Source organism: Halomonas sp. PR-M31, from assembly GCF_001039575.1.
In the GTDB taxonomy this organism is placed as follows: domain Bacteria; phylum Pseudomonadota; class Gammaproteobacteria; order Pseudomonadales; family Halomonadaceae; genus Modicisalibacter.
In genome coordinates this window covers 1-20,563 of sequence record NZ_JIBT01000024.1, presented here as the reverse complement: position 1 = coordinate 20,563, position 20,563 = coordinate 1, and the positions used below count along the sequence as shown (strand labels likewise).

At 57.5% G+C, this 20,563-nt stretch carries 14 protein-coding genes and 2 pseudogenes; 7 read left to right on the top strand and 9 right to left on the bottom strand.

The genetic code is table 11. The features are described from left to right. Positions 1 to 146: 146 nt before the first annotated feature. Complete coding sequence (locus tag CH74_RS07165) at positions 147 to 1,358, bottom strand: NTP/NDP exchange transporter (RefSeq protein ID WP_253272988.1); 1,212 nt, start codon at positions 1,356 to 1,358, stop codon at positions 147 to 149. A gap of 4 nt (positions 1,359 to 1,362) precedes the next feature. Beyond that, entirely contained in the window at positions 1,363 to 2,310 is a 948-nt protein-coding gene (locus CH74_RS07160) for an aldo/keto reductase (protein ID WP_048306780.1), read from the bottom strand. Between the two features lie 335 nt (positions 2,311 to 2,645). On the opposite strand from CH74_RS07160, the gene CH74_RS07155 reads away from it, so the two are divergent. Further along, positions 2,646 to 3,341, top strand: coding sequence for a hypothetical protein (locus tag CH74_RS07155; protein WP_048306779.1), 696 nt, complete (start codon positions 2,646 to 2,648; stop codon positions 3,339 to 3,341). A gap of 101 nt (positions 3,342 to 3,442) precedes the next feature. Continuing rightward, complete coding sequence (locus CH74_RS07150; RefSeq protein WP_048306778.1) at positions 3,443 to 4,369, top strand: lysine exporter LysO family protein; 927 nt, start codon at positions 3,443 to 3,445, stop codon at positions 4,367 to 4,369. Between the two features lie 7 nt (positions 4,370 to 4,376). Here the strand turns inward: CH74_RS07150 and CH74_RS07145 are convergent, their stop codons facing one another. Next, positions 4,377 to 6,338 (bottom strand): methyl-accepting chemotaxis protein, encoded by a 1,962-nt coding sequence (locus CH74_RS07145; protein WP_156181420.1) that lies wholly within the window; start codon positions 6,336 to 6,338, stop codon positions 4,377 to 4,379. A 314-nt stretch (positions 6,339 to 6,652) separates the two neighbouring features. Between CH74_RS07145 and CH74_RS07135 the strand changes: the two genes are divergently transcribed. Together CH74_RS07135 and CH74_RS07130 are read left to right on the top strand one after the other, a co-directional pair. Continuing rightward, complete coding sequence (locus CH74_RS07135) at positions 6,653 to 8,134, top strand: ATP-binding protein (RefSeq protein ID WP_082140329.1); 1,482 nt, start codon at positions 6,653 to 6,655, stop codon at positions 8,132 to 8,134. Next, a pseudogene (locus tag CH74_RS07130) lies at positions 8,131 to 8,828 on the top strand (response regulator). The gene CH74_RS07135 and the pseudogene CH74_RS07130 overlap by 4 nt, the downstream one beginning before the upstream one ends. Positions 8,829 to 8,857: 29 nt before the next feature. Here the strand turns inward: CH74_RS07130 and CH74_RS07125 are convergent. Both CH74_RS07125 and CH74_RS07120 read right to left on the bottom strand, forming a co-directional pair. After that, on the bottom strand, positions 8,858 to 9,613 hold the full coding sequence (locus tag CH74_RS07125) for a phosphatase PAP2 family protein (protein WP_048306775.1): 756 nt from the start codon (positions 9,611 to 9,613) through the stop codon (positions 8,858 to 8,860). 90 nt (positions 9,614 to 9,703) lie between these two features. Then, a complete protein-coding gene (locus CH74_RS07120; RefSeq protein ID WP_048306774.1) occupies positions 9,704 to 11,035 on the bottom strand; it encodes a D-alanyl-D-alanine carboxypeptidase in 1,332 nt (443 codons plus the stop codon). Between the two features lie 424 nt (positions 11,036 to 11,459). Here CH74_RS07120 and CH74_RS07115 point away from each other — a divergent pair, with 424 nt between their 5' ends. Beyond that, a complete protein-coding gene (locus CH74_RS07115) occupies positions 11,460 to 12,725 on the top strand; it encodes an HD-GYP domain-containing protein (protein WP_048306858.1) in 1,266 nt (421 codons plus the stop codon). Between the two features lie 202 nt (positions 12,726 to 12,927). Continuing rightward, positions 12,928 to 14,613 carry a methyl-accepting chemotaxis protein gene (locus tag CH74_RS07110; RefSeq protein ID WP_048306772.1) on the top strand — a complete coding sequence of 562 codons (1,686 nt, stop codon included), beginning with the start codon at positions 12,928 to 12,930 and terminating at the stop codon, positions 14,611 to 14,613. A gap of 81 nt (positions 14,614 to 14,694) precedes the next feature. On the opposite strand, the pseudogene CH74_RS07105 reads toward CH74_RS07110, so the two are convergent. Beyond that, positions 14,695 to 16,214, bottom strand: a pseudogene (locus tag CH74_RS07105) (aldehyde dehydrogenase family protein). Positions 16,215 to 16,514: 300 nt separating this feature from the next. On the opposite strand from CH74_RS07105, the gene CH74_RS07100 reads away from it, so the two are divergent. Beyond that, a complete protein-coding gene (locus CH74_RS07100; protein ID WP_048306771.1) occupies positions 16,515 to 17,048 on the top strand; it encodes a hypothetical protein in 534 nt (177 codons plus the stop codon). On the opposite strand, the gene CH74_RS07095 is transcribed toward CH74_RS07100, so the two are convergent. From CH74_RS07095 to thiB, 3 genes are read right to left on the bottom strand one after another with little or no spacing between them, the layout of a single operon-like run. Beyond that, positions 17,029 to 17,685: an ATP-binding cassette domain-containing protein gene (locus CH74_RS07095; protein WP_048306770.1), complete on the bottom strand. Its 657-nt coding sequence runs from the start codon at positions 17,683 to 17,685 to the stop codon at positions 17,029 to 17,031. The two genes, CH74_RS07100 and CH74_RS07095, sit on opposite strands and share 20 nt — an antisense overlap. Then, the gene (thiP, locus tag CH74_RS07090; RefSeq protein ID WP_048306769.1) at positions 17,672 to 19,348 is read right to left on the bottom strand and encodes a thiamine/thiamine pyrophosphate ABC transporter permease; all 1,677 of its coding nucleotides are present in this window, start codon (positions 19,346 to 19,348) and stop codon (positions 17,672 to 17,674) included. Before thiP ends, CH74_RS07095 begins: the two co-directional genes overlap by 14 nt. Then, on the bottom strand, positions 19,324 to 20,346 hold the full coding sequence (gene thiB, locus CH74_RS07085; protein WP_053070662.1) for a thiamine ABC transporter substrate binding subunit: 1,023 nt from the start codon (positions 20,344 to 20,346) through the stop codon (positions 19,324 to 19,326). The genes thiP and thiB overlap by 25 nt, the downstream gene beginning before the upstream one ends. Positions 20,347 to 20,563: the final 217 nt, after the last annotated feature.

Genomic DNA, 20,563 nt, shown 5'->3' with positions numbered 1-20,563 from the left:
TGGTCCCCGGCCAACCTCTCGACTCATCGCAACGAGACAGAGGGTCATGAAACGTCTCAAGCGGATATTCGTCTAGTACACCGCGATGCTCTGCGCTTCCCGTCGCCGCTGGGCGCGACCCAGCACAAAGCCGGTACCGGCCCAGGTCAGGGCGATGCCGGCGCCGATGAACATGGCAAGCCCCGGCAGTTCCGCAAGCAGATCCAGCCCTCGCTTGAGCCAACCGCTGATGGCGTCACCGCCACGATAGATGACGGTGTCGATGAAGTTCTTGGCTTTGAATTTCTGCTGCGGCGACACCACCGTGTAGAGCATTTCCCGCCCCGGACGCACCAGGCGTACTCGCCGAACCGGCGCGCCACCATGATCACCACGAATACGGCGAAGGTGGGCGCCAGGGCCAGCCATAGGAAACCGCCGGCAATCACCAGCGGCACCGCTACCAGCAGCACGCCGATGCCCAGGCGCTGGGCGATACGTCCGGTAAGAAAGACTTGGGTGAAGATCGCCAGGGCCTGCACCGTCATATCGATCAGGCCGAATACCTGGGTCTGCTGGACAGGGTCCGGGAAGCGCTGCGCCACCAGTTCGGCCTGCTCGAAATAGAGAAAGGTGCTGACGCTGGCCAACAGGACCACGAACAGGGCAATACCCATCAAGAAAGGGGTGCGCGCCACTTCCACGGCGCCATCGAAGGGGTTGCCCCCCAGGCTGACATGGCGCTTCTCCTCTGCAGGCTGTTCGTCCTGGGCCAGCGGGTGTCTGTCACGCCAGCGGTAGAGCCACATGGCGGCGCCGACACTGCCCACCAGCAACAGGGCCGCCAACGCCAGCAGACCACTGTGCCGTAGGGGCGCGACCAGCAAGATCCCCGCGCTGGGCCCTACCAGACCGCCCAGACTTGCGCCCCCTGCCATCATGCCGAACAGGCGCTTGGCCTGGGCCGTGGAAAAGACATCCGCGAGCACGCTCCAGGCCAGGGAAATCGCCACCAGATTGAACACGGATAGCCAGATATAGAAGGTGCGCGCCAGCCAGGGATTGTCCGGCTGATTCAGGAACAACGCCGCGAACAGCAGCAGGTTGAGGATAAAGAAGCCGTAGGCGTAGGGCAGGATACGTCGCTGGGCCACCCGGGATGCCAGCCAGCCAAAAAGCGGCAGTACCAATAGCGTGGACACGAAGGTGCCGGTGAACAGCCACTGCAGATTGTCCACGCCACCGGCCACGCCCATGGTTTCCCGTACCGGCCGCAGCATGAAATAGCCGGTGAACAATAGAAAGAACAGGATCAGGCCGGCCACTACCGGCGGGGCTTCTCCTGGGCGGAGATTGAACAGGCGCGTCAAGAAACCCATTCACCTAGAGTTCCATGGCGATCAGTTCGCGTTGCTGTGCCTCGCTCAACAAAAGGCCATAACCGGCCCGGAGATTGTCCCGCTGATGGTCGGGCTTGCTGGTAGCCGGAATCACCGCAGTCACCGCCGGATGGCTGATGGCAAATTTGAGAAACAGCTGTGCCCAGCTTTGCGCGCCGACCTCCCCGGCCCAACCGGGCAGGGGCTTATCCTCCACCTTGGAGAAGAGATCACCGTCATCGAAAGCGCGGTTAATCAGGACCGCTACTCCCTTGCCCCGAGCCAGGGGAAGCACTTCCTGAGCGGCCTGGGGTGTAGTGATGGAATAGTTGATCTGAATGAAGTCCAGCGGTTCCTGGCGCAGGATGCGCGCCATTTCATCCAAGCCATAGGGCGTGTAATGGGTTATGCCCACGTAGCGTGTCTTGCCCTGCTCCTTGAGCTCTCGTGCGTAGGCAAGCTGGGTTTGCCAGTCCCGCAGGTTATGGACCTGCAACAGTTCAACGTGATCAGTGCGCAAGGCTTCCAGGGAGCCTGCCCATTGTCGCTGTGCCACCTCGCGGCTGTCTGCGGCGATCTTGGTCGCCAGGAAGCATTGATCGCGCCAACCGCCCTCCTCCAGCAAGGCGCCAAGTATCCGGTCCGCACCGGCGTAGTTCGGTGACGTATCGAACACCCTGGCACCGTTTGCGAAGAAGATGGTCATGACTTCTTTGAGACGTTGATACTTGTCCGAGCCAATGTCTGTCACGAAACTGCCGGAAGTGCCTGCGCCGATAACCGGGAGCTGTTCGTCGGTGCCGGGAATCGTGCGGGTACGCAACGTTTCCGAAGGCGGCAACGCATCAGCATTGTTCTGGCCATCGGCAGCGAGCGTCGTAAAAGACGTGCCGAATGTCAGGCCGGCGCCCAACCAGAGCGTAGTAGTGAGAAAATCGCGACGTGATTGCATGATGTTCTACTTTCCTGCTCCGGTGAAAGGACAGTACTGGTTCCAGCTCCTGCATTTTATTGTTTGCACCACCATCTCAAGCTCGCATCGACCACGAACAGACGACAGTAATACTGTCTTGCATCCTTCTTTATTCTTCGTCTTCCCTATACCTGGCTCAGCAGCTCATTGAACTGCCTGAGTCATTAAGGTCTCCAGTTTTCAGGATGACGAACAGCACAGCGTGTCACTGCAGCGTAGTGGGCAAGCGCAAGTCCTGCACGAGAGCGTTAGACTCGCGTGAAAAATGCTAGCGTGATAGCAACGGCAAAGAACAATCAGTCAAGGAGAGGTTGATGAAAGCGGCAGCATACAATGTACTCGTATTCTTTATTCTATCTGTAGCGGCCATTCAGCCAGGGTTGGCTCAGAATCAGGTTCAGGCGACGCCGGCACCCTTCAAGGCTACCTATTCACTTGTCATCAAGGGCTGGCCGGATGCGCGAATTCATCACCGGCTATCCCATCAAGGAGCCTTATGGCAGAGCGAGATGAGCGCTTCCATTGCCACGGCAAAGGGGGATGAGCTCAGTCGCTTTCGCTTGGCGGGAAACGATGTAAATGCCCAGTTCTATTCCAGTGGCTATCGCTTTCTGGGCTTTGGCGAACGCTATGAGCTCGATGCCAACGAATTGAGCCATCTACCGGACAGGCAGACGGCGCTGTTCATCCTTTCCCGTGCCGCCAAGAATGCGCGCTGTACCCACAGTCAGGTCGCTCCCTGTCGCTTTAGCTTTTTAAACCATAAAGGTGAAGAAAAGCTGCTGAAGTACCGGGTCGTCAAGCATGATCAAGTAACCGTGCCTGCGGGTACTTTTCCTCGCGTCGTCGTCGATGTCTGGGACCCTGAAGAACGCGATCGCCATATGTTTATTGGCTTTCATTCCGACATGCCTGGGCTTTTGTTGAGCTTCGAGTATCAGCGTGAGGGCGAGCGCAAGAGCCATCTCACCCTGAGCCGTCTCGCGCTCGGAAATTCTGCCTCTCAATAGCCTGCAATCAGCAACCCTGATGGGATATCAGCGAAACTCACTTACGAGTCGTTGCACTAACCGCTAAAGTAGACCGCCCCGTTCGCTGCTGGAAAATTTCGATGCTGGCCGGTCTGTTGCTGATTTTACTGCCTCTGATTCTAGGTTATCTGGTGCCCGTGAAAGACGAGCGCGTTCTTGCGCTCATCAATCGCGGCGTCAATCTTTCCGTTTACGTCATCTTAGCGCTGATGGGCATCAGCCTGACCGGGCTTGAAAATCTCGGCGGCCAATTGGCCCGCATGGGCGGTCAGGCGCTTCTGCTGTTTGCCATCATCACGCCCATCAACCTGGCCGCGCTTTGGTGGCTATCCCGACGTAGCCGCCTGCATGCCGGCACTTCACCGGTGGTCAAGGATGCCCCAACCAGCAAGCTGGCGGCCATGGCAGGTTCGCTTGCATTGGCTGGCGTAGTGGCGTTGGGTGTAGTGGCCGGCGTGGTGTTGGGCAGCCTAGGCTGGGCAACGGTAGCCGCCTTGGCGGAACAGCTGGCGGAATGGGTGCTTTATGTATTGTTGGCGCTGATCGGCTGTCAGCTACGCAATTCCGGCATGAGCTTGAAGCAGATTCTGCTCAATCGTCACGGCCTGGCGATTGCCATAACGGTGGCGGCCAGCTCCCTGGTTGCCGGGTTGCTGGCCGCGCCGCTTCTTGATTTGCGTTGGAACGAAGGCCTGGCGATGGCCGCCGGCTTCGGTTGGTACTCCCTGTCTGGCATTCTGATCGGCGATCAGCTAGGGCCAGTGCTCGGAGGAGCCGCATTCTTCAACGATCTGGCCCGGGAGCTGCTGGCCTTTTTGTTGATACCGCTGGTCATTCACCGCGCCACGCCGCTTGCGATCGGTTACGGCGGCGCCACCTCGATGGACTTCACCCTTCCGGTCATCCAGCAGCATGGCGGGATTGCCTGTGTGCCCATTGCGGTGGTCAGCGGTTTCATTCTGTCGCTGTTGTCGCCGCCGCTGATCCTGTTTTTGCTTTCGCTATAGCTATGGATCAATACGCTGCGCTGGTTTCACGATCCGTCGGTGCAGGCAATACTCGGGCGTGCTGCGTCACTGCCTGGGCCGCATCGGAACTGACCTTGAACTGATCGATGACACCGGCCATCTCTTCGGACTGCTCGTCCAGGGATTTACTCGCCGCCGCCATCTCTTCCACCAGCGCCGCGTTTTGCTGAGTGACTTCTTCAAGCTGCGACATGGCCTGGTTGATCTGCTCGATGCCCGAGGATTGTTCGGTGCTGGCAGTGGTGATTTCACTGACCAACAACGCCATCTTTTTCATCTGCTCGGAAATGGTCTCGAGAATGTCGCTGCTGTTGCTGACCAGCGCCTCGCCTTCATTGATCTTGTTGACGTTGTTCTCAATCAACTGACGAATCTGATTGGCTTCTTCCGCACTGCGGCTGGCCAGATTACGCACCTCGGAGGCCACCACCGCAAAGCCGCGTCCATGCTCCCCTGCTCGAGCCGCTTCCACGGAGGCATTCAAGGCCAGCAGATTGGTCTGGAATGCGATAGCGTCGATCGCTTTGATGATTGACGTGACCTGCTGATTGGATTCGTGAATCTGGGTCATTGCCTTGCGTGCCTTGCCGGCAACTTCGCTGGCCTCATGGGCTTGCCCGGTCACTTCATGAGACATGGTCTGAGCCTGACGAGCATTGTCAGCGGTCTGATGCACCGTGGCGGTAATCTGCTCCATGCTGGCGGCGGTTTCTACCAAAGAGGCGGATTGCTCCTCGGTGCGTTGAGCCAGATCCTGATTGCCCATGGCGATCTCACCGCTTGCCACCTTGACTGACGTCGCCCCCTGCTTGACGTTGGCGACCAGTTGCTCGGTCGAGGCGGTGGATTCATTGAACGCCCGGTAAAGTTGGGAAAGCTCATCGCTGCCCGGCACGTCGAGACGCTGGGTCAAATCGCCGCCGCGAGTAGAAATATTGCCGAGTGCCCGCTTAAGAGGTGTCACGATGCTGCGCACAATGGTGAACGCCAGGAAAATCGCCAGGCCTGCGGCCAGCGCTGCAATCACCAGGTACTGCACCAGCGCATTGCGCGCCTGCTGGTAAAGGGTAGCAGTCGTCGTCAGCACGTCTTCGGCCATGACGTCTTCGACTTTCTTGAGAAGATTGATCTTGTCCGTTTGCCATGCAAACCACTGCTGCGCATCGACGCCAAAACCACCCTCAGCGCCACGCTCGACTGCCAGTTGACGCAAATCAGCAACCCGCTCGATGTCGGGGCCAGACATCAACTCGTTATAGCGTGCCTGAATGCTGTCGAGAGCCAGCGCGTGAAAGCTCTTCAGAAAGGCGCTTTCCTCTCCTAGAATGGTAAGGAATTTTTGATAAAGAGCAGGGCTGAATGCATCACTGCTAAATGCATTGGTCAGCACGGCCCGCTCTATTCCGGCCCGCTCTTTGACTTCCAGAAAGCTGTTGTAGGCAATGAGACGACGGGCCACAGAAGCCTGCTGGGTCGCATGGCTCAAGCCACTCACAAGACCAATTAGCTCGCTATTAATTGCCGTATAGTGGCCAATCGCATTGGCTGCAGGAATGGATAACGAATCGACCTGTTGACGTATTGAGGGGGTTTTCTTCAATAGCGTCTGGGCTGTCTTGATCTTAGCATTCAAGGCCTCATCAAACATTCCGTCATCAAGGCCTTGCAAAAATACTTGAAAGGCCTGTTCTTGAGCGTTGGCATCCTGGCGCTTCGGGCCAAGTTCCTGGCGGAAGTTTTGCCCTTTGCTGCCTAGAAAGCCTGCGGTCATGCCGCGCTCTTGCTGGAGTTCATGCACCAGATTACTGGCCTTCTGAGCAAGTGCCGTAAGAGATTGCAATTCGGACATCGCGCTGGTCGTGTGCTGACGTTCGACGATGCCTGTGATAGCAAAATACGCCATGGCCAATAACGGCAATGCCAGTACGAGCAGAAATTTCCTGCTCATGGGAATTCGATGCAGCAGATTGTTCATTAGTAGCCTCAAGGTTGGGAGGGATCGTCGAGAAAGGCAATTTTTGTTGTGTCATGTACACAATCAATATGCTCTGCCTTTCTATATCGACGCTCTAACCCAGCTCTTGAGCCTGCTATCAGGTTATTTTGATCAAAATCAACTTGTGGTCTTTGGACTGCCAGCCGACATCTCACTTTCAGCATTTTGTCTTGACAAGAACGGCTTGCGTCTTGCTTGCACAATTGGCCGCCCTGCCCAGCGGCTGGCAGTGATACGCTGAGCCATTCTATTTCGGAGGTAGCCTGATGGGGTTTCATCGCCCGGTCATTACTCGTTTGGGCGTCAAACTTTTTGCCGTCATCCTGCTGGTCAACGTGGCGATTTCTGGATTCGCGTTCCTAGGGGTCTCTCGAAGCCTTGATAAGGGCTTTATCGACTACCTGGAAAATACCCAGACCAACCGGGCCAAGATGCTTGCAAATACCCTTGGCGAGCAATGGTCCCGGCACGGAAGCTGGCAGTGGCTGCGTGACGATGCCCAGGCCTGGGAATATCTGGTGCAACAGCTACTCTGGCCCGGACACAGCGAACCGCCTCAAAGCGTTGAAGGCGCCTTGGGCGATGCCCGGGATTTTGTCTTGCACGACGCGGGCAATCTACCGGTAATCGGCCTAGCCCCCCGAAGTGACAAGGACGATCCGGTCGTACTCAACTGGCTGCCCGTCGAATATGAAGGTGAACGAGTCGGCACCTTAGGCTATCGTGCGCCCAATCAGTTGATGGCGGACATGGATCGTTTGTTCCTGTCTCGTCAGCAGCGCAATCTGGCCGCCATCATAGCGTCTCTCGTGCTGGCCTCATTGCTGCTGGCAGGCGGTCTTGGCTGGTGGCTGGGACGACGCATGCGTGGCATGACCCTGGCGACCCGTCGTCTGAGCGGCGGTGACTACAGCATGCGTTTGAGCGAGCGTGGTCATGATGAGCTATCGCGTCTGGCTCGGGACTTCAACGGCCTGGCGGCGACATTGGAAGCCAATCGCGCCGCGCGACAGCGCTGGGTGGCGGATATCGCCCATGAACTACGCACGCCTCTAGCGGTACTTAGAGGCGAGATCGAAGCCTTGCAGGATGGCATTCGCCCCCTGAACGAAGACAGCTTGCATTCGCTGTCTCAAGAGGTGAATCAGCTCGAGTGGTTGATTCGCGATCTTCGGTTGCTGGCACAAAGCGATGCCGGTGCATTGGACGTCCAGCTCGCCATCATCGATCTTGCCAGCGTTCTCAGGGAGCGACTGGAAGAGGCGCGGGGCTGGCTCGAAAGCGCCGGCATCGCGCTGGAAATCGACATACCCGACTCGGTATTCGTATCTGGTGACCCGCAACGGCTGCGTCAGCTATGGAACAACTTGTTGACCAATACCCGTGCCTATACCGATGCGCCAGGGCGCTTGAAGGTCACTCTGTCGCTGGTGAACAATCAAGCCAAGGTATTCTGGGAAGATAGCGCGCCAGGCGTTGACAGTGCAGAATTGCCCCGCTTGACCGAGCGTCTTTACCGCGTGGATGTATCACGAAGCCGGCGCCGGGGTGGAACTGGATTAGGCCTTTCCATCGCGTCAGCCCTAGTGCAGGCGCACAATGGTCGATGGGAGGCCTCTCACTCATCTCTGGGTGGGGTGCGCTGGACTCTATCGCTACCCTTGGCCGAGCGCGCGATAGTCGGACCCATGCCGATCAAACAAAAGCCAATGGCACTATCGTCGACTAAATACGGGAAGAAGATATGAACGAGTCCATTCTGATCATCGAGGACGAAATCAAAATCGCCCAGCTGATCGCCGATTATCTGACCGCCAGTGATTACAGCACCTATCATCTAGAGCATGGCGACGATGTCATCCCCTGGCTTCAGGATCGTCCAGCCAGTGCTCTACCCTCACTGGTTCTGCTTGATCTCATGCTGCCCGGCACGGATGGACTGACGCTATGCCGTCAAATTCACGATCAATGGCCCCAGCTGCCCGTCATCATGCTTACTGCCCGGGTCGAAGAGGTCGATCGTCTGCTGGGTCTGGAACTGGGCGCTGACGACTATATCTGCAAACCCTTCAGCCTCGGGAAGTGGTAGCCCGGGTCAAGGCGGTACTGCGTCGGGTTAATAGCAAGGATTCAGCCAGCGATGATGCCCCTAATCAGCTGGTACTGGATGAAGAGGGTTGGCGCGCCCTGGCAGATGGAAAGGACATCGAGCTGACCGCCGTCGAATTTCAGCTACTCAAGGTGATGATGAGCGCACCGGGTCGTATTTTTTCCCGGGAACAGCTGATGGATCATATGTATCGAGATCATCGCATCGTCTCTGAGCGCACCGTCGACAGCCACATCAAGAAGCTGCGCCGCAAGATCGCCGACGCCTGGCCGGAACGAGAGATCATTCGCTCGGTTTATGGCGTCGGCTATAAATATCAACCAGAGGAGTGACTTGCACTACTTCACAGACATTTTCAAGATCATTCAAAATCACCCTGGGCGCTCGATTCGACGCTGCCTCGGCGCTGCAGCCAGCGCGCGGTCAGCCAGCACAGGGATGCCCATGCAGCTCCGGCGGTCCAGCCCGCAAGCACATCCGTGGGCCAGTGCACCCCCAGGTAAATACGACTGATACCCACCAGCAAGGTCACCAGCAGTGCGGCTACCAACAGATACGCTTTCAGGCGAAAGCGCGGTTGAATACGAATGAGCAAGGCCGTCAGGGTCAGATAAGTCACTGCCGCCATCATGGAATGACCGCTGGGAAAGCTTGCGGTATAGACGATCGAACCATGAGAAACCAGGTCCGGCCGAGGCCGATCGAAAAGCATCTTGAGCAGCGTACTTGCCAGCAAACCACCGCCAATCGATGCCAGCAGAAACAGTGAAGCGCGGTAGTAGCGCGACAACAGCAAGAAGCCGAAAGTGATCAGTGTAATAAAAACCAGCACTCCGACGCCGCCAAGGGCGGTGAAGTCACGCCCAAGCTCCTCGAGCCAGCCGGGGCCAAGAGGATCGGAAAGATCACCCGGAGTACGAAAGGCCAGCAGGATTCGTTCATCAAGCGTACGCGTTTCTCCTTCCATGACCGTGTCCGCCAGTTCGACGAACCCCCATACACCTGCAGACAGCACCACGGCACTCAAGAGAATCGAAAATTCATGACGGCCCAGCCAGGTGAACAAGGCAAAGATTCGGTAGCTCACCCGGTAGGCTTTCTTCTTCAAGCTGTTCATGCACCGTCCCTTTTTGATTGACCATTGAAAAACGTCCTTGTCGTTACCGACAAGGACGTATCATGTTCATACATTGTCTTGAGGTCTGTTTCAGCCTCCGACGTCCGCCCGCACGACCATGCACTCCATCCCCTGCTGGATGAGTTGTGCACAGGAGCGCCGCGCCTGACCTTCTTCCATGTCAACGAGCTGGGCACGAAATACACCTTGCTCCCGAGTCGAGGGTGTGACCGCCACGCGAGAATCGCTCAAGGAGGCATCAAGCTGCCTGACGGCCTGGTTTGCCAGGGTCTTGGCTCCATTCGGATCGCGGAACGCACCAACCTGTACTGCCCAGGCATCCATGGGACGTAGAGAGCTGCCGTCGGTCTTGGCGATCATGCGCTGAATGGGATCGTCCACAGCCTGCTCGGTGTTCCCCGCGTTTATCCTTGTGGCAGCGGTCGTCTTGGCCGTGGTACTGATATCGCGCTCGCTTTTTGCTACCGCCGGCGCTCTGGCAGTGCTAGTACGGGTGTTCAATCGTGATACTGCATTCGCGCTATCGAAAACGTCCGCGCTGGCAACCCAGTCATGACGATTCAAAAGGCCGGCGCGTACGAAACCACGATCGAGCAAATCCGCCGTATGTATGTCCCGTGACTTGGCGGTGAAGCCCCCCATCACCACCGTCAGAATGCGTCGATCATCGCGTACCGCCGAAGTGGCAACATTGAATCCCGATGCGCGAATATAGCCAGTCTTCAGACCGTCTGCGCCGGCGTAGCTATCCAGTAAATTGTTATGGCCGGTATGGGTCTTGCCGTTGTAGACAAAACGGGTCTGAGAAAAGTAGTCGTAGTACTGCGGAAAATCCTGCATCAGGCTCAAGGAGAGCTTGGCCATATCCTTTGCGGTGGTGACCTGCAGATCGTCTGGCAAACCCGAGGCATTACGAAAAATAGTATTGGTCATGCCAAGTGCATGAGCCTTGTCGGTCATCTGACCGGCGAAGGCGCGTTCACTCCCCGCCAGCCCTTCCGCCACTACCACGGCCACATCATTGGCGGAGCGTACTACCAGCGCCAGAATGGCATCTTTGATACTCACTTTGTCGCCTGGGCGCACCCACAGTTTGGAAGGCGGTTGTGCCGCAGCATGAGAAGAGACCGTAAAGGTGTCTTCCAAGGTCAGAGTGTTATCTTCCATCGCTTCGAACAAGAGATAAAGCGTCATCATCTTGGTAAGAGAGGCTGGATAGCGCGGGGCGTCCGCGTTTGAGGCGGACAATACCTCACCGCTCTCTACATCCAGCACGATAGATGCATAACGAGGATTGGCAGCTTCTGCTCGCAACGGCAAAAACAGTACCGCACTGACAACAACAAGTGTCATGACGGTGCTGAGACCGCGGGAGAAGACAGAAAAGGAGTTGGATGCCATAAATTTTCCCTTGCGCTCTTTATGGTGATAGTGAGTACTGCCGTGAAGGCATCGCATTAAGTTATAATTTGTAACTATTTTGTTACACAAGACAACATTATTGGCATTTTGTCAATGCCCGAATTAGTAGCGCTTCAACGTCTTTTGTGAAACGCATTGTCCTGATATGTAGCCAACTACTCAAGTACTCTTAAGAGTCTACTGCCACTTCCGCATGAGAGCATTCAACTTTTTAAATGAATGGTCGTTATTGAAGCTAAAGAGACACAAACCCTGACTTGAGCAAGCACCCTTGGGGCGGCGGATAGCCCTCATTTCATCACACGAGGGTCCGTTCAGATCAAGCGAACAGCGCTGCTTAGTAGGGCCTATTCCGGTTTTGACTGTCTCAATACTTACAATCGATCGATATAGGGCAATGACCATGCAGCAGGTCCGTGAGCACAATGGCTCTCTTGAACATTTGATTGAAGTCCCGGTTGCAGGACTTCGGCCCGGCATGTATGTCGCTGCTCTCGATCGCCCTTGGCTGGAGACCCCCTTTCTACTCGAAGGGTTACTGCTTCAGGAGTCAAAGGACATTCAGACGCTGAGGCATTTTTGCCAGAAGGTATATGTCGATCCTTCCCGTTCGCGCCCTGGTGCGCTCTCGCACCTGGCCAAAAACGTTGCCACGACGCCAAAAGTTGACTCAAGTCTCAAGCCGCAACGCCGGGTGTATCCCATCAAGCGCACGGTGGAACAGGAGTTCAGGCATACCCGAGGCGACTATAAAGACGCCAAACAGATGGTGCATCGTCTGCTGCGAGACGAGCAGAACTGGCATCGCAACCTGCCGGAAGTCAGACGTACCGTCAGTCGTTTTACCGACTCGATCCTCTCGAACCCCAGCGCCTTGAGCTGGCTGGCGCGCATCAAGCACAAGAGTGAATACACTGCCGAACACTGTCTCAACGTTGGCGTCGTCGCCATGATTTTTGGTCGCCATCTAGGCTTTGAGCGCGCACGAATAGAAGAGCTGGGCTTGGCCGGCATGCTGCACGACGTAGGCAAGATGAAGCTCGATCAGGATATCTTGAATAAGCCCGGCAAGTTGACCCGGGAAGAGTTCGCCCATATCAAGACCCACGTGCTCGAAGGCTACGATATGCTCAAGGACGATAAACAGCTGTCGACCGCTATCAAGGATGCTTGCCGTGATCACCATGAACGCTTGAATGGAACCGGCTATCCTTTCGGCAAAGGAAAGGATGAGATCGATTGGGCCGCCAGAATCATCGCCATCGTCGACACCTACGACGCCATCACCAGCGACCGGGTCTACGGGCCGGCGCGCCCTACTGCAGAAGCGCTCGACATTCTCTATAAATTGCGAGGCACCCACTATGACGAAGAACTCGTCATACGCTTCATCGAGTGTATTGGCATCTACCCGCCAGGCTCCATTGTCGAGTTGCATAACGGCATGGTTGCGGTGGTGCTTTCGGTCGATCCTGATAAACGTCTGAAGCCGAAAATTCTGCTTATGCTCGATGAGCAAAAAAGGCCTATACAGGAGACATCTCTCGACTTGGCCGATCCCAAGGTACTCGACAACAAGCAGCTGCGTATCAAGAGAGTACTGCCACCGGGCTCATACAATATTCGTATGGAAGGATTGATGGAGCGACTGCTGCAGACGGCGTCTTAGTGTGGGACTAAAGTTCTCGATTCAGCGTGTGTCATAGAGTCTTTCTATTACATATATATACAAAAAATATAAATAATCGTTACGCAAATTACTGCTGTCGCCGATAAGAGTAACAGCGGATACCGGCACCTCCTGCCGGTATTCTTTACTCAGCGGATGCGGAGAGACGGCAGTGAACAGATTTTTTTCCATCGCAGGAAGCATGAAACTCAAGACCCGCTTGATCGCAGGGTTCTCGGTCGTCATTGCCCTTACGGTAGTACTGACCGGTATCGGCATCTTTCAGGTCAGCGCCATCGATCAAGGCCTCACCACCATCAACGATGTCAACAGCGTGAAGCAGCGTCATGCCATTGATTTTCGCGGCAGTGTGCATGATCGCGCCATCGCTTTGCGGGATATTACCCTGGTCGAGGATCGTGCCTCTCTAGACGCCCAGCTTGCACTTATCACCAAGCTCGAAGGCGATTACCAAGCAGCAGCTACAAGCATGCAGGCGATGTTCGCTGAGCGCAGCGACATTACCCCTGCAGAGCATCAAGCACTCGATAACATCAATCAGATCGAAAGTCGCGCTCAGCCGCTGGTCAAACAGATCATTGACCAGCGTCTGAGGGGTGATATCGAGGGCGCAAGAGAGCTGCTATTGAGTGACGTGGGGCCACTGTTCGCCAACTGGCTGAAAACCATCAACGTGTTCATCGACCTCCAGGAATCGATGAATCAGGTTGAAACTGCGTCTGCTCGGGATATGGCCAGCGGATTCCAGATGCTGATGCTGGCACTGTGCGGCGCGGCTGTTGCGATCGGCCTTGCGGTCGCGTTCCTGCTGACACGCTGGCTGCTCCGTTCTCTGGGTGCCGAACCGCAACAGGTCAAGGGTTTTGCCGAAGCGATTGGACGGGGTGAGCTTGCGACAAAAGTTCAGCTTCGCAACGGCGACCATCACAGCATCATGGCCAGCCTCTTGATGATGGCAAAGCAGCTACAGTCCACGGTCTCGAACGTACGCGATTCGGCCCAGTCAGTGGCCGCCAGCAGCGAGCAGATCGCCAAAAGCAACAACGAACTGGCTTCACGTACCGAACAGCAGGCCAGCTCACTGGCAGAGACAGCATCTTCCATGGAAGAGCTCGGCAGTACCGTACATCAAAATGCCGATAACGCCCGCCAGGCCAGCGAGCAGGCCAACAATGCCTCACAGGTCGCTGTGCGCGGTGGTGAAGTCGTGGGTCAGGTCGTCGACACCATGAATGATCTCAACGAGCGTTCAAAGGAAATCGTCGAAATCATCGGCATGATCGATTCGATCGCCTTCCAGACCAACATTCTGGCGCTCAACGCCTCGGTGGAAGCCGCCCGTGCCGGCGAACATGGGCGCGGTTTTGCCGTGGTGGCGAGCGAGGTACGTCTACTTGCCCAGCGCAGCGCAGATGCCTCCAAACAGATCAATACGCTGATCACCGGCAATCTCAAACGTGTCGAGGAAGGCTCGGAGCTGGTCGCCGAAGCCGGTCGAACTACCGATGAGATCGTGGCATCCATCAAACGGGTCACCCAGATCATGGAGGAGATCAGCAGTGCCAGTGCCGAACAGAGCGATGGCGTACAACAGGTCAGTGAAGCAGTCACGCAGATGGATCAAACCACCCAGCAAAACGCTTCTCTGGTAGCAGACAGCGCCAGCGCCGCCAATCATTTGAGCAGTCGTGCTCAGCAACTCATCCAGGCAATGGCGATCTTCAAGCTGGAAGAAGGCGTCTCACGCAAGCTGAATACACATGTAGCGTCTGGGACGAATGCCAAGCCGATCAGTCCCAAGCCGGTTGCAAAGGCCAGCCCACGCGCCAGGCCCGTTACCCAGGAAGACGATTGGCAAAGCTTTTAAATTTTTCCAGCCAATCATCAATCAAGGGCGCGACAATGTCGCGCCCTTGGCTTTTGCAACCCTCTACCCGTTAGACAATCATCAAAAGAAGCCCATCGGATTGATGTCATAGCTGACCAGCAGATTCTTGGTTTGCTGGTAGTGTTCGAGGGCCATCTTGTGAGTCTCGCGGCCGATGCCGGATTTCTTGTAGCCGCCAAAGGCCGCATGGGCTGGATACTGGTGATAGCAGTTGGTCCAGACGCGCCCGGCCTGAATGCCGCGACCCATGCGAAAGGCGACGTTCATGTCCCGGGTCCAGACGCCGGCGCCAAGGCCGAACTCGGTATCGTTGGCGATCGCCAGGCTTCCGCCTCGTCCTTGAAGGTGGTCACGGAGACTACCGGGCCAAAGATCTCCTCCTGGAACACGCGCATCTTGTTGTTGCCCTTGAACAGGGTCGGCTGAATGTAATAGCCGCTGGAGAGTTCCGAATCGAGACTCTCCTTGCCGCCGCCGGTCAGTATCTCAGCTCCCTCCTCCCTAGCAATGTCCATGTAGGACATGATCTTGTCGAACTGCTCCTCGGACACCTGAGCCCCCACCTGCACCTCGGTATCCAGGGGATTGCCACGCTTGATGGCCTGAGTGCGCTCCATGACCTTGGCCATGAAGTCGTCGTACATGCTCTCTTGCACCAATGCCCGAGACGGGCAGGTACAGACCTCGCCTTGATTCAAGAAAGCCAGCACCAGCCCCTCCACCGCCTTGTCGATGAACTCCGGCTCGGCGTTCATGATGTCGGTAAAATAGACGTTGGGCGATTTGCCGCCCAGTTCCACGGTGGAGGGAATGATGTTCTCCGCGGCGCACTTCAAGATATGCGAGCCGATTGGCGTGGAGCCTGTAAAGGCGATCTTGGCGATGCCCTTGTGAGTGGCAAGCGCCTGACCGGCCTCCTCGCCGTAGCCGTTGACGATGTTGAGTACCCCGGGCGGCAGCAGATCGCCGATCAGCTCTACCACTTTCAAGATCGACACCGGGGTCTGCTCTGCAGGCTTCAACACTACGCAGTTACCCGCCGCTAACGCCGGGGCCAGCTTCCAGGTGGCCATCAGGATTGGGAAATTCCAAGGAATGATCTGGCCCACCACGCCCAGCGGTTCGTGGAAGTGATAGGCCACGGTGTTTTCATCGATATCTGCTGCGGTGCCTTCTTGGGCGCGAATACAGCCGGCGAAGTAGCGAAAGTGATCCACCGCCAGGGGCAGGTCCGCGTTCAGCGTCTCCCGCACCGCCTTGCCGTTGTCCCAGGTCTCGGCAACCGCCAGCACCTCCAGGTTCTGTTCGATGCGATCGGCAATCTTGAGCAGGATGTTGCTGCGCTCCGCGGCCGAGGTCTTGCCCCAGGCTGGCGCGGCCTTGCGCGCAGCGTCCACCGCCTTGTCGATATCTTCTGCGGTGGAGCGCGCCACCTCACAGAACACCTCGCCGGTGACCGGCGTAACGTTGTCGAAGTACTGGCCCTTGACCGGATCGACGAATTCGCCGCCGATGTAATTACCGTAGCGTTTGTCGAAGCTCACCAGCGAATCGCTGGTGCCGGGATTGGCATAGATCATGACGAGACTCCTGAGAGTGTTATGGTTGTACTGGTCCACTGACAGTGTTGGACACGCCAGCGAAACACGACATACTTCCTTGGCAGGAACATGCCTCCTTTGGTAGGAGTTGCAAGGAAGCAGAGTCGATCAGGATAAGTGATGCACTTCCTGTAGATCGTAGTCCGGCGTGGGAATTCCTTCCATTCGTGCCTTGAGCTTCATGATCAAGTAGTGGGAGTAGTGGCGCGACTGGTGCAGGTTGCCACTGATGATCAGCGCTAGAACGCCTGGTGCGAAATCTGGAGATCAACCCAGCCTATGAACGAAAACCACTCCGTAACCGCGGTGATTACGCGCTGTGTTATTCCGGGCCGCGAACAAGACTATCGAACCTGGGTGCACGATGTGGGGCAAGTCGTCAAACAGTTCCCCGGGCATCGAGGAATTACCTACAAGATTCCAGGGGAAGGCAACGAATGTCATGTGATTTTTCGCTTCGATACGGTCGAACATTTACAAGACTGGGAAGAATCGGAGGAGCGCAAACATTGGCTCGGGAAACTGGAGGGCATCGTCAAAGGTGAATCGCGTGTGGACCGCCTGACCGGAATCGAGTTCCTGTTTCGGGATCAGCTCCATCCGAAGGCCCACAAGATGGTATTTGTGCTGACGGTCGTCGTTTTTTCACTGTCGTCTGTTCTGACTCCGCTTTTTTCACTGCTGAATGCGGCATTGCCCATTGTTCCTGGCTGGCTGTGGGCGTTGGCCCAAGTCGTCGTACAACTATTACTGCTGACTTATGTGATCATGCCCCACATCACACGGCTGTTGGCTACCTGGCTGGCACGCTAAGTCGTCCTTCCTCGAGCTGATAGCAGCGATCCGCCAGAGCCTGGATGTCCTCCGGATCGTGGCTGACCAGCAGTACCGCCACGCCTTCCTGCTGCTGGCGCTTGACCAGACCCCACAATACTTCCCGGTTGACATAGTCCAGACCGCTGAAGGGTTCGTCCAGCAGCAGCATTCTTGGCTGACGTAGCAGCGCCCGGAGCAGCGCCACCCGCTGGCGCTGCCCGCCGGAAAGCTCTCCGGGTAGCCGGTCCTGCAGGCCGCCGAGGCCGACATCGATGAGTCCTTGATAAATCCACTCGCGTTGAGCCTCGTTCAAGCGCAGATTGGCGGCCAGCCCAAAGCCGATATTCGCCCAGACCGGCAGGTGCTCGAAGAGATTGTGCTCCTGAAACACCGTGGTCATGCCCCGCTCCCAGGGCGGCTCGGTCAGCAGGCTTTCCTCGTTCCAGGCAAGCGTGCCGCCGCTGGGCTCGAGAAAGCCTGCCAGCAGATTGAGCAGCGTACTCTTGCCAGAGCCGGACGGCCCTTGGATGGAAAGACACTGCCCGGGGGCCAGCTCGAAGGTGAAGCTGAAATCCGGCGTCTCCCCCGGATCATTGCGATCGTAGTGGAAACTCAAATCATCACAGTACAGCATGGGCGGATTCCGGTCGGTTTTTCCAGGGATAGCGCGGCGCACGGCGGGTCAGCATCGAGACAAGGCCGAATACCGCCACCACGCTGATCAACAGCACCAGGGCGGTAGCGGCGGCGCTCTGCCAGCGATAGCCGCCGAGCTCCTGATACAGCAGCATGGGTAGGGTCGGCGCAGCGGGGCTGCCGAACAGGGCGATGACGCTGAAATCCCCAAGCGACAGGGTCATGGCGTAGGCCAGGGCCAGGCCTAGCGGCCGGCGCAAACGCGGCCACAGCAGCCAGCGAAAACGTGGCCAGCCGTGAATATCGAGCTGCTGCGCCACGCGACGCTGGGCCATGGGCAATTCCAGTAGCGCCCCCCGCAATACCTGCATGGCGAAGGGAAGCGCCATGAAGGCGTTCACCAGTACCACCAGAGCGTAGCCTTCGAGGCCACCGCCGAGACGCGGACGTAACAAGAGAAAAAGCCCGGTGCCCATCACCAGGGCCGGCAGTACCAGGATCAGCTGACCGCTGCCCTCGACCACCCCGCCGATAAAGCCCCTTCCCCGGGCACGCAGCCAATCGCTGCCGCCGAGTAGCGCCAGCGCCAGAAGTACCGCGCCAATCCCGGCGGCCAGCGCCATCACCAGGCTTCGCAGGGTCGCCGGCCACAGACGCTGCTGGGTGAGAATATCCGGCAACCCACCTAGTCCCGCCAGCACCACCGCAATCAAAGGCGGCAAGAGCAGCAGCGCCAGCCCACCGATACTCAGGCCATCCGTCAGCCAGGATAGGCCCTGAGCATCCCGGCGACGCCACTTGGTGAAAAGCGCCGCCTGACTATCCCCGGCGATCAATGAGGGCGCGCCGCCCTGAGCGATGGCCAGGCTCCACAGCCCCAGACAGATCACCAGCTGGGTCAGCGCCAGCAGCGCGGCGAGTGCCAGATCGTTGTCGAATTTGAGCGCCTGATAGAGCGCCACTTCCAGGGTACTGCTACCCGGCCCGCCGCCCAGGGTCATGACGATGGCGAAGCTGGTAAAACATAGCGTGAAGACCAGCGCCGCCAGCCGCGGCAGCAAACGCCGAATCGCCGGCCATTCCAGGGTGCGCCAGATGGCCAGTCGCGAAAGTCCCAGCTGGGCCACCAGCCGCCAGTGCACCGCCGGCGAGCGCTCCAGTTCCTGCAGCATCAGCCGCGCCGCCAAGGGCAGATTGTAGAACACATGGGCCAGCACGATGCCGGACAGGCCGTAGAGATAGCCGGAGGGCGAGCCGGTCAGCCATTCCCACAGCGGCGCCGCCCAGCCCTGGCGCCCGTGCACCGCCACCAGGCCGAACAGGGCGATCAGGCTGGGAATCACCAAGGAAAGCTCCATGGCCCGCAGTAAAAGCCCCCGGCCGGGAAAGCGTGGCCGTCGCGCCAGGGCCAGCGCTACCGGAATGCCCAGTCCCAGGGCCAGCAGCGTGGAAAGGCTCGCCTGCCAGAAGGTGAAACGCAGCACCCCAAACAGATAGGGTTCCTGCCAGAGCATCGCCACCTGCAGAGCCGGCGCCTGCCACAGCAGGGCGATAAAGCTGCCGAGGCCCAGGCCAACGACCGCAACAAAGGCGGCCAGGCCTGCCCAGAGCGGCAGCCGGCTTAAGGAATGCCGATTCAACGACTGCTGGCGTTGAGCCATTCACGAATCCAGGCGCGACGATTTTCCCGTACTTGCTCCGGGCTGAAAGTAAAGCCTTCCGGTTCGATCAACCGATCAAAGACCTCCGGCAGCTCGTCGCCCAGATCGATGGCAGGATACATGACATTGCCCAGGGGAATATGGCGCTGGAAATCCTCGGTGAGAATAAAGTCCATGAATTCCCGCGCAAGCTGTGGATCCTCTGCAGCTTTGGTAATAGCGGCAGTTTCCACCTGCAGGTAGTGGCCTTCCTCGAACTCCGCCGCCTGATAGCGATCCGTGTCTTCCATGGCCATGTGATAGGCCGGCGAGGTGCTGTAGGAAAGCACCATAGGCGCTTCACCGTTCATGAACAGGGAAAAATACGCCTGGCTCCAGCCGCTGGCCACGGTCAGTACATGCTTATTGAGCTGCTGCCAGGCTTCCCCTGCTTCATCTCCATAGAGGTGTTTGATCCACAGCAGAAGCCCCTGTCCTGGCACGCTGGTGCGTGGGTCGGAGATGATCACCTTGAGGTCTTCCGGCGCCTCGAGCAGTTCCGCGAAGCTTTTCGGCGGGTTCGGCAGCGCTTCGCTGTCGTAAACGAAGGCAAACTGGCCCCAGTCGTAGGGCAAAAAGATTTCGTCGTTCCAGTCGATGGGCAGCGCCAGGGGCGTAAGATCGACGCCATGGGGCACCAGCAGATCGAGCTCCCGCGCCTCGGCCATCAGGTTCATGTCCAGGCCCAGGACAATATCCGCCTCGGTACTCTGCCCTTCCAGACGCAGACGCTGGAGAATATCCACGCCGCCGTCCAGAGCCAAGAAATTGACGGTGCAGTTGCCGCACTGTTTCTCGAAGGCCTCCTTGACCTTGGGCCCCGGCCCCCAGTCCGCGATAAAGGAATCGTAGGTGTAGACGGTCAGGGAGCGATCCTCGGCCCAGACACCGTTGGCCACAAAAAGCCCCAGGCCGATGCCCAGGGCGAGAGGATTGGTGAAACGAAGCGTCTTATGCATGGCAGAACTCGGCAGCTAAGGGTTGGCTCAAGCTTACCCAACTAGCCATACTCACCCAACCACTTAAATCTTGCTTGATTACGTATATGGCTCAGCCAGCTTCAAGCGCCGGTAAGTCATGCCCAATCATCGAAGATAAACCTGGGCTAGGGCCTGTCGACGTTTCATCGCGAACCGCGTTGCTGCATCAAAAAGTGTCAGTCAAGGCGCGAAGCGC